Genomic DNA, 9318 nt, shown 5'->3' on the forward strand with positions numbered 1-9318 from the left:
AAAGTTTGTTTATCAACTCCCCCGAGCTTTTCGCAGATTACCACGTCCTTCATCGCCTCTGACTGCCAAGGCATCCACCGTGCACGCTTGGTCACTTGACCATATAACCCAAAATAGTTTTCGCTACCTTGAACTACATACCAACGAAGCTTTTGTTCTTCATTGGATTTTACGATCATAGAATCTCATTCGGGTTAAGAATGGATCCCACCGGTTTGACGCTTGATTATCGTCTATTTCAAAGTTCTAAATTGTTAAAGAGCAACTGTAAGAGCTAGGCCCTTACATAAGAAACGCTCCTTTATTTGGAGCGTCTCCTTGATTTGTGGAGGCACATTATACGTACGAACCGAGCCTCGTCAACAAACTTTTTTATCTTTTTTCATTAAACTTTAACGTATGAAAACCGGAGGCATAGCAGACATCCAAAGAATCACACTAAAGGCTAATAAGCCCACCAAAACACATAGTCCCACGGTCGCAATGGACATGGAAAATAAGAAGCCGCGCTCTTCGGAAATATGCCCCATGACCGGCGTACCTTTCAGTAGCAAGTAGATGGCATAACTCACAGCCACCAAACCGACCAGTGCATCAAACCACATCACAGGATACAAGCCAGCAAAGCCTGCGATGAACAGCGGCGTAGCCGTATAGGTAATCACTACGAAACACCGATCAAGAGACGCATCAACACCATAGGTTTTTTCCATCCAGTACATGGCATATGCCATCACAGCGACTGCAACCAACAGCGCCACATAGAAAGAGATCGCAATCGGAACTGCACTATCAACCGTCAAACGCACAACATCCCCTCCACTCAAACTCCATCCTACCTGAGTAGTGCCGTACAGTAGCGATAAAGCAGGGATAGCTGCTAACCAAATAAGGTAACGCACATAACATTGAAAAATCGAGTGGCGTTCTTCAACAATGTCTTCCCACTCTTCTTTAGGATGGCTTACCAAGCCAAATACATGTTGCACATACATAATTGACCTCCGATGCATGTTTAAGTGGCCTATATTTACCAAGACAAATAGTGATCAACCAACAACAGAGCAAATAGCCACATGATGTAACGAATGGAATACCAGAACATCTTGATTGGTATCGATTCGTCTTCGTTATAGAGTTGCAATGCAAACATCAGCATACGCAGATTCAGAGCCGCAACTCCGAGCAAATAGACAATCCCACTCATACCCGTTACAAATGGAAGTGCCGTCGTAAGTATTAAAAGCAGCGTGTATAACAGTATCTGTAACCGAGTGAACGCCACGCCATGAGTCACCGGTAACATTGGCACCCCAGCTAAGGCATATTCCTTACGCTTATGAATAGCCAGAGCCCAAAAATGAGGCGGCGTCCATGCAAAAATGATCAGTACTAATAATAGGCTATTAGGCTCAATCTCTCCTGTTACGGCGACCCACCCCAAAAGTGGTGGCATTGCCCCAGCAAGCCCTCCAATGGTAATGTTCTGTGGCGTAGCCCGCTTCAAAAACGCGGTGTAGATAACCGCATACCCCAATAGGGATGCCAAAGTTAAGTAGGCCGTCAAAGGGTTAACCCATTCAAACAATACTAGAAAGCCGATAACGCCTATGATGCAAGCAAAAGCAATCGCTTGACTGGGACGCAGATGCCCCGTTGGTAATGGGCGGTGGCGGGTACGCGCCATCATGACATCAAAGCGACGGTCTAATACATGATTGAAAGCGGCCGCCGAAGAAGCACATAAACCAATTCCCAGCAGCGCAACAAATAACTGCAGCGGATTAGGTAGGCGACTATCAGCCAGGCACATCCCCACCAAAGCAGTCAGCAGTAATACAGCCACTACGCGAGGTTTACAAAGGTGATAATAGTCTTTCCAAGAAACGTCAGTGATACTGGCTTCGGAAATGGAAGACATAACTCTCTCCTCTTCGTTTGCTGGCGGACCATACAACGTAGAGCGTCTCCACCATACTGGCCAGCAATGAAGCTGCTAGCAAATTATGAAAGACCGCAACCAACACTGGTACATGCAAGACAACATTTGCAACACCGAGCAGACATTGGAGACAAACCAAAATAATCAGTCTTAGCGCCAACATCCGACGTCTTTTAAACATATAGACGGCAACCGAGATAATCGCAACCGCACACACCAAAGCGCCGATTCTGTGCATCAAGTGGATGGCAATACGACCTTCTCCAGACATCAGGCCTCCTAAGTAGTTAGGCCCTATCGACTGCTGTCCGAAATCAAAACCTTGCTTAAAGTCGGCTTTTGGCCACCACTGTCCTTGGCAGGTGGGAAAGTCAGGGCACGCCAACGAAGAGTAGTTTGCTGCGAGCCACCCTCCTAGAGCAATCTGACTTAAGAGAATCAGCGCCACTAGGGCAATGCCAATAAATGCAGGCCAACTAGTGCTAAATTCACTAGGCAGTAACACTTGACGCAGCCACAGCCAATACAGCAAAGATAAGGTAATCACCCCAAAAAGCAGATGCATGGAAACGATCTGCGGCCACAGTTTTAATGTCACAGTCCACATGCCAAAAGCAGCCTGCAACGACATGACAAGACAAATGGCCAACACATGCCCTAATGGAATCTGCCCCGCTTCGGCTTGAGCACGCTTTGCCACAGCCAACATAGAGAACACTAACAGCAGAGCACAGCCTGCCGCATAGCGATGTATCATCTCTAGCCAGCCTTTACTAGACTCCACGGGAGCGTCGGGAAAGCGAGCCTGCGCTAACGTTAGCTGATCGACACTACTAGGAACCGTTAAAAAACCATAACAACCAGGCCAATCTGGACAACCCAACCCCGCATGACTTAGACGCGTATAAGCCCCCAACGCAATGACAACTATGACTAAGGCAAACGCCAGAAAACTCAACCGTCGCAAAAGATCTTTTGAGGACATACATCACCCCCGCGCCTGCGCTTTGATTAACTTGAGCACATCTTCATACACCTGCGCCTCAGGCAGGTTTAGTGAAAAACTCAAGACCAGCCAACCATTCGGATCCACCAACCAAACGGCCTCGGTTAAACGCGCCTGCTCAGATGGCTTAACATTGGATAACAGCCAGCGCTGTAAAAAGGGATCCGTCAATTCTTGATGTTTTGAATCAGACACCAGCACGCGCTGCAGCTCTTCCGCATGTCGCCCAAGGGCCACATGCATTTTTCGTAGGCGCTCAAGGCGCTGCTGGCACGCCTGTTGGCAGGCAGGATCTACAATCAGTAAGCGCCACTGTTGCGTAGTCGTATCGGAAGGCACTTTGAGCGTTTCATTCAACGCCACTGGTGGTGACAAGACCTTACCATGAGCCGTGATACTCGGTGGGCGCCACCCTCCCAGTACCATACCCCAAGCAATCATCATGGGAATAAAGCCTATCGCAAACAGCGCCAGCAGGATCAATCGGCCTCGACGACGGTTTTCAGTAGCGACCATAGCACTCTCCTTAATCCATCCACACCTAGCCACACTCAACTGCCAAAACAGCTAGAGCTTTTTCTTGTATCGGTAGTAGCCCACCAGAACCATAAGAGTCCCAGCCATGGCAAACCATTGAAATGCGTACCCCACATGCTTTTCAGGCGAAAGAACCTGCCGATGCCAGTGACGCGTTAAGACCCCCAATTGCTGAGGCTCAAGTCGCACCTCAGTTGGGAAAACAACTGTTATCTGCCCTGTTGCAAGCACCTGAGTAAAATAATCAGCGTCATAATATTGCACTCGCTTTGGCCAGCCTGCCGTTGCATATTGCGCATCCGACAGACGAAAGCTCGATTTCGACGGGGCATAGACACGTATAAGCAAAGATGCTTCTAGCGCATCGATGGCCGACAGCGTTGGCAATTGCTCTCGGTTTGAGCGCGCTGGCACCGCCCCACGATTAACAAAAAACAAGGTGCCATCAGAGGCTAAAAATGGCGTCACCACATCGTAGCTTGGCACCCCATTCACCACTTTGTTATCGATGAGAAATTGCCGCTCAGGTAGATAATGCCCCACCACTTTCAATAAATTGCCATCTACAATATGGTCTAGCCAATCTGACTGATAAACTTTCGGTTGCATCATGGCCGCTTGCCACTTACGCTTTTCATCAGCTCGACCAAGCTGCCATGTGCCTAAGGACAGCATCAGCCCAGTCATGAGGCCGCATAGCAGCAGTAACCAAACTTGCTTATTAGCTCGAATCAACATAGGTCATTACATGCTTTCTGCTGCCATCATCACACTGTTTATCATGATGCTGATTAGCCTTTTCAGCGGCTTATATTTTCTGTTTCACGACAGCAGTAAAAAGCATCGCCTCCTCACTTCATTAAAGCTACGAATTCTCCTGGCAGTATTACTGTGTGGCTTGACGCTATACGGTTTTATGAGTGGACAAATTACCCCTAAAGCCCCTTGGTCAAGTCACTCATCACCCACTCAGAATACATAGACAAAGAAGAACAAGCCCAACCACACCACGTCAACAAAGTGCCAATACCAGGCAGCCGCTTCAAAACCAAAATGATGCTCGGAATTAAAGTGCCCTCTGAGCAAACGGATTAGCATCACCAATAGAATGATGGTGCCCAAGGTGACATGAATTCCGTGAAAGCCCGTTAAGATGAAAAAGGTCGAGCCATAAATCCCCGAACGCAGTGTCAGACCACTGTGCGTATAAGCCTCAACATACTCGATACCTTGCACCCATAAGAATGCGATCCCAAGCGCCACGGTGAACGCTAACCAAGCACTCGCCTGCCAGCGCTTAGCTTGTTTGAGACAATGATGCGCGAAGGTCAAGGTGATACTCGAAGAGACTAGTAAGATGGTATTTAACAAAGGCAAATGAAATGGATCAACAATCTCGCTGGGGCGATCAAAGCCTGTAGCAGGCGTATCCAGTAACGGCCAAGCGGCAATGAAATCAGGCCACAATAGCTGCCCTGTCATGGCATTAGAGCCAGCACCGCCCAACCAAGGTACGGCGAACGTGCGCACATAAAATAAAGCGCCAAAGAATGCCGCAAAAAACATCACCTCAGAAAAAATGAACCAGATCATCCCTAATCGGAAACTCACATCCATCTGGGCACTGTAGAGGCCTTTTTGACTTTCAATCACGACTCGACGGAACCAACCGAAGAAGATAAACGCCAGTATCATTAGCCCCAGAGCAAAAAAGTCTGGTGTACCGCCTGCCAGCAGAACGGGCGCGCCCATGCCGACTAAAGCCAAACCCATAGTGGTCAGAATTGGCCAGCCACTTTGCTCGGGTACGTAATAGTTTTCATGTGATGGAGTCATAAGTCCTCCCAGCTCAATTTTAGCGGCTCGATACAGCATCCACTGGCGTCATATCAAATAAGGTATACGACAAACTCAGCTTATGAATGCTCTCCGGCAACTCTGGATCGACGGTGAAAAACACCACCATATCTCTCACCTCGTTCGCCTCAAGCGTTTGCCGCTCAAAGCAGAAACATTGAATTTTATGTAAATAACGCGCCCCTTCTGCGGGGCTGACACTGGGAATGGCCTGCCCGACCATCTTCATGTCAGTTAGGTTTTGCACCCGAAACACTGCTTTAACATCCTCACCAGGATGAAAACTGACTTGATGTTGCAGCGCTTCAAAGCGCCACGGCATACTGGCATTGGCCACCGTGATCAATTGCACCGTCACTTCTCGGTCAACATCAACCAGCACCGTCTGCTCACTTTGTTGCAAATCCACCTTGCCATTGAGACCCGTGATGTCACAAAACACGTCATAAAGCGGCACTAAGGCAAAACCAAACGCAAACATCCCCAAGCTAATGAGCATTAGACGTAATGTTTGTTTCACGACTTTAGTCATAGTGCTACTCCACTAACGGAGGTTTTGAAAAAGTGTGATACGGAGCGGGAGAAGCCACCGTCCACTCCAGCCCTTGTGCGCCTTCCCAAGGCGAATCTGGGGCCGCGCGCCCCACCAACACGCAACGCACCACCGTCACTAAGAAAATTAACTGGGACAAACCAAATAAAGCCGCACCAATACTGGAGATCATATTAAAATCAGCAAACTGCAATGAGTAATCCGGCACACGTCTTGGCATGCCCGCCAAGCCAACAAAGTGCATCGGGAAGAAGGTCAAGTTAACGCCGATAAACGAGCACCAGAAGTGACACTTACCCAACAGCTCGCTGTACATATGGCCAGTCCATTTCGGCAACCAGTAATACACCGCAGCAAAGATCGAAAATATCGCCCCAGGCACTAACACATAATGGAAATGAGCCACAACAAAGTAGGTATCGTGGTATTGAAAATCCGCCGGAGCAATTGCCAACATGAGGCCTGAAAAGCCACCAATGGTGAATAACACGATAAAGGCAATAGAGAACAACATCGGCGTTTCAAAGCTAATGGAACCCTTGAACATGGTCGCTACCCAGTTAAACACTTTGACGCCAGTGGGCACCGAAATCAGCATGGTGGCATACATAAAGAAAAGTTCCGCTGCCAACGGAAGCCCGACTAAGAACATATGGTGCGCCCAAACGGTAAAGGACAATAAGGCAATGGAAGCCGTGGCGTATACCATGGAAGCATAGCCGAACAAAGGCTTGCGACTAAAGGTAGGCACAATCTGCGAGATAATACCGAATGCCGGCAATATCATGATGTACACCTCAGGGTGCCCAAAGAACCAGAATAAGTGTTGAAACAACAGCGGATCTCCACCGCCACCCGCTGAGAAAAAGCTGGTGCCAAAATGAATGTCTGTCAGCATCATAGTCACGGTACCGGCCAACACTGGCATGACGGCGACCAATAAAAATGCGGTAATTAACCAAGTCCAAACAAACAGCGGCATTTTCATATAGGTCATACCAGGAGCACGCATATTCATGATGGTGACAATGATATTAATGGCCCCAAGAATCGATGAAATACCCGCCATATGAATCGAGAAGATAAAGTAAGTCACACTTGGGGGAGCATAGGTGGTTGATAACGGCGCATAAAAGGTCCAACCAAAATTCGGACCACCGCCATCCATTAACAAGGTAGAAAGCATCATGGTGAAAGCAAATGGCAATACCCAGAAGCTGAAATTATTAAGCCGAGGCAAAGCCATATCAGGGGCGCCGATCATCAATGGAATCATCCAATTAGCGAGCCCCACAAAAGCGGGCATCACCGCCCCAAACACCATGATCAGACCATGCATGGTGGTCATTTGGTTAAAAAACTCAGGCTCGACCATCTGTAGCCCAGGCTCAAATAACTCGCTTCGGATCACTAAAGCCATCGAGCCGCCAATAAAGAACATCGCTAAACTGAACACCAAATACATGGTGCCAATATCTTTGTGGTTAGTGGTATACAACCAACGACGGATACCTCGTACTGGAGCGTGATGGGCAGACACAGCAGCAGTCATAGACACCTCTCTTACCTTGGTTCATTAAGCAGGGCTTGGATTTCCTGAGGAGAAATCATCTCCCCAGTATCGTTACCCCAAGCATTGCGTTCATAGGTAATCACGGCAGCGATGTCGACTGCCCCCATTTGAGCACTAAACGCGGGCATGGCCGTTCCAGATCGACCATGCAGAACGATGTCAATGTGCTTCTTCATGTCAAAACGAACAATAGAGTTCCCTTTAAGAGCAGGGAAGATTGAAGGCACACCTTGACCACCCGCTTGGTGGCAAGCAGCGCAATTTTTCAGGTAAGCTTGCTCGCCTCTTTGATAAAGCTCTTCCATGGTCCAAACACGCTCAGCGGCAGCACGTTCAGCAGCAATCGCCTCACGTTTATCTTGTAACCAGCCCTGAAACTCTTGCTCCGAAACGGCCTGCACCACCACCGGCATAAACCCATGATTCTTGCCACACAGTTCCGTACATTGGCCACGGTAAATACCTTCTTCTTCAATGTTGACCCAAGTTTCATTGATAAACCCCGGAATCGCATCTTTCTTCACTGCTAAAGCAGGTACCCACCATGAATGGATCACATCATTGGAGGTCAACAAAAAGCGGACTTTTTTGCCCACCGGCAAGACTAATGGCTCATCAACCTCTAATAAATAATGCTCGCCCTTCGCTTGCTGATTACTAATTTGCTCCATAGGCGTACTGAGATTACTAAAGAAAGACACCTCTTCACCTAGGTACTGATACTGCCACTTCCACTGGTAGCCAGTAATCTGCACATCAATCTCAGAGTCGTCGGTATTGTACATATCGGTGAGTGTTGCCGTGGCAGGAATCGCCATGGCGACCAGAATCAAAACCGGAACAATGGTCCAAGCCAGCTCCACTAAGGTATTTTCATGGAATTGTTTTGCTTTCGCTCCAGCAGATTTACGGTAGCGGAAAATGGACCAAAACATCACGCCAAACACCACCACTGCAATGGCTACACAAATCCAAAAGATTTGCATATGCAAAGCGTATATGGAGCGGCTGACCGCTGTGACACCCGCCTCCATGTTTACTTCCCATTCGGCAAACAAGGTGACTGGGTAAAGAAGGGTTCCCCCTAAGATGACAAGCTGTCCTTTCTTAAGCATCAGTCGTAGTCCCACTAATATTTATTATTATCTTTGAGATCTAAGGCCTACAGCGTTGCAACATAGGTTGCTGACCTTGGCTAGGCACAACACTTAACTTTTTGACTAGAAACAATGATTTTTAATGCATGATAGGATGAGTATAGGAAGCAATTAGAACTTTGCCAGTAGTAGCGATTATTTGTAGCGTACAGAAATTTGAAGTGAACCAAGGAGTAATAATCACTCCTTATAATATCGATCAGGCCTTCAGAGTCATTAAATTCAGCGATCACCCTTGCCCAGCATTAACTAAAATACAGCACGCCTTTTACCAGCAAAACCAAGCACAGGATAAAGGTTAAGACGACCAGTAGCGCCACCACAATAAAATGACTCGCCTTTCCTGAGGCAAAATCTTCACGACGGTTACGCTCACTTTGCACACCGATTAACGCATGCAAAACAGATTTAATAACACGCCATAAATTGCTTTTTGCCATGGAGTTCTCCAAACACAAAGGGAATGCGCAAAGACACTACGAATGGCTTGAGTATAGTAAAGAATAAAAAGGGAATAAGTTTTGGTAAAGCTAAGAAGAGATGCCAATGAGGCGAAAATAGAAAGTATCAGATAATTTGTGTGAACGCTCACCAGAGCTTCTTATCGTTTAAGGAGGTGATCCAGCCCCAGGTTCCCCTAGGGCTACCTTGTTACGACTTCACCCCAGTCATTGACCACTCCGTGGTAACCGC

Annotated in this window: 11 protein-coding genes and 2 rRNA genes; 1 reads left to right on the forward strand and 12 read right to left on the reverse strand. The window is 47.7% G+C overall.

The genetic code is table 11. From position 1 onward, the window contains the following. The 6 genes from MAQ5080_RS16860 to MAQ5080_RS16885 all read right to left on the reverse strand — a co-directional run. Positions 1–101, reverse strand: a 23S ribosomal RNA gene (locus MAQ5080_RS16860); the annotation flags it as partial. A gap of 291 nt (positions 102–392) precedes the next feature. After that, positions 393–995: a Yip1 family protein gene (locus tag MAQ5080_RS16865; RefSeq protein WP_067213474.1), complete on the reverse strand. Its 603-nt coding sequence runs from the start codon at positions 993–995 to the stop codon at positions 393–395. A gap of 35 nt (positions 996–1030) precedes the next feature. Beyond that, a complete protein-coding gene (gene cyoE, locus MAQ5080_RS16870; protein WP_067213471.1) occupies positions 1031–1921 on the reverse strand; it encodes a heme o synthase in 891 nt (296 codons plus the stop codon). Next, positions 1890–2927 (reverse strand): COX15/CtaA family protein, encoded by a 1038-nt coding sequence (locus MAQ5080_RS16875; protein WP_067213469.1) that lies wholly within the window; start codon positions 2925–2927, stop codon positions 1890–1892. The genes cyoE and MAQ5080_RS16875 overlap by 32 nt, the downstream gene beginning before the upstream one ends. 3 nt (positions 2928–2930) lie before the next feature. Continuing rightward, a complete protein-coding gene (locus MAQ5080_RS16880) occupies positions 2931–3464 on the reverse strand; it encodes a redox-active disulfide-containing membrane protein (RefSeq protein WP_067213467.1) in 534 nt (177 codons plus the stop codon). A gap of 51 nt (positions 3465–3515) precedes the next feature. Continuing rightward, complete coding sequence (locus MAQ5080_RS16885) at positions 3516–4223, reverse strand: SURF1 family protein (protein ID WP_067213466.1); 708 nt, start codon at positions 4221–4223, stop codon at positions 3516–3518. Positions 4224–4233: 10 nt separating this feature from the next. Between MAQ5080_RS16885 and MAQ5080_RS17740 the strand changes: the two genes are divergently transcribed. Continuing rightward, positions 4234–4467 (forward strand): DUF2909 domain-containing protein, encoded by a 234-nt coding sequence (locus MAQ5080_RS17740; RefSeq protein ID WP_082861170.1) that lies wholly within the window; start codon positions 4234–4236, stop codon positions 4465–4467. On the opposite strand, the gene MAQ5080_RS16890 is transcribed toward MAQ5080_RS17740, so the two are convergent. The 6 genes from MAQ5080_RS16890 to MAQ5080_RS16915 form a co-directional block, all read right to left on the reverse strand. Next, on the reverse strand, positions 4455–5321 hold the full coding sequence (locus tag MAQ5080_RS16890; RefSeq protein ID WP_067213465.1) for a cytochrome c oxidase subunit 3: 867 nt from the start codon (positions 5319–5321) through the stop codon (positions 4455–4457). The two genes, MAQ5080_RS17740 and MAQ5080_RS16890, sit on opposite strands and share 13 nt — an antisense overlap. Before the next feature lie 19 nt (positions 5322–5340). After that, positions 5341–5874, reverse strand: a complete 534-nt coding sequence (locus MAQ5080_RS16895; protein WP_067213463.1) for a cytochrome c oxidase assembly protein — start codon at positions 5872–5874, stop codon at positions 5341–5343. A 4-nt stretch (positions 5875–5878) separates the two neighbouring features. Further along, positions 5879–7447, reverse strand: a complete 1569-nt coding sequence (ctaD, locus tag MAQ5080_RS16900) for a cytochrome c oxidase subunit I (RefSeq protein WP_067213460.1) — start codon at positions 7445–7447, stop codon at positions 5879–5881. Positions 7448–7458: 11 nt separating this feature from the next. Continuing rightward, positions 7459–8583, reverse strand: coding sequence for a cytochrome c oxidase subunit II (gene coxB / locus MAQ5080_RS16905; RefSeq protein ID WP_067213457.1), 1125 nt, complete (start codon positions 8581–8583; stop codon positions 7459–7461). A 287-nt stretch (positions 8584–8870) separates the two neighbouring features. Next, positions 8871–9065 carry a DUF2970 domain-containing protein gene (locus MAQ5080_RS16910; RefSeq protein ID WP_067213454.1) on the reverse strand — a complete coding sequence of 65 codons (195 nt, stop codon included), beginning with the start codon at positions 9063–9065 and terminating at the stop codon, positions 8871–8873. Between the two features lie 169 nt (positions 9066–9234). Beyond that, positions 9235–9318 (reverse strand): 16S ribosomal RNA (locus MAQ5080_RS16915); the annotation flags it as partial.

The organism is Marinomonas aquimarina, from assembly GCF_900089755.1.
GTDB classification, from domain to species: Bacteria; Pseudomonadota; Gammaproteobacteria; order Pseudomonadales; family Marinomonadaceae; genus Marinomonas; species Marinomonas aquimarina.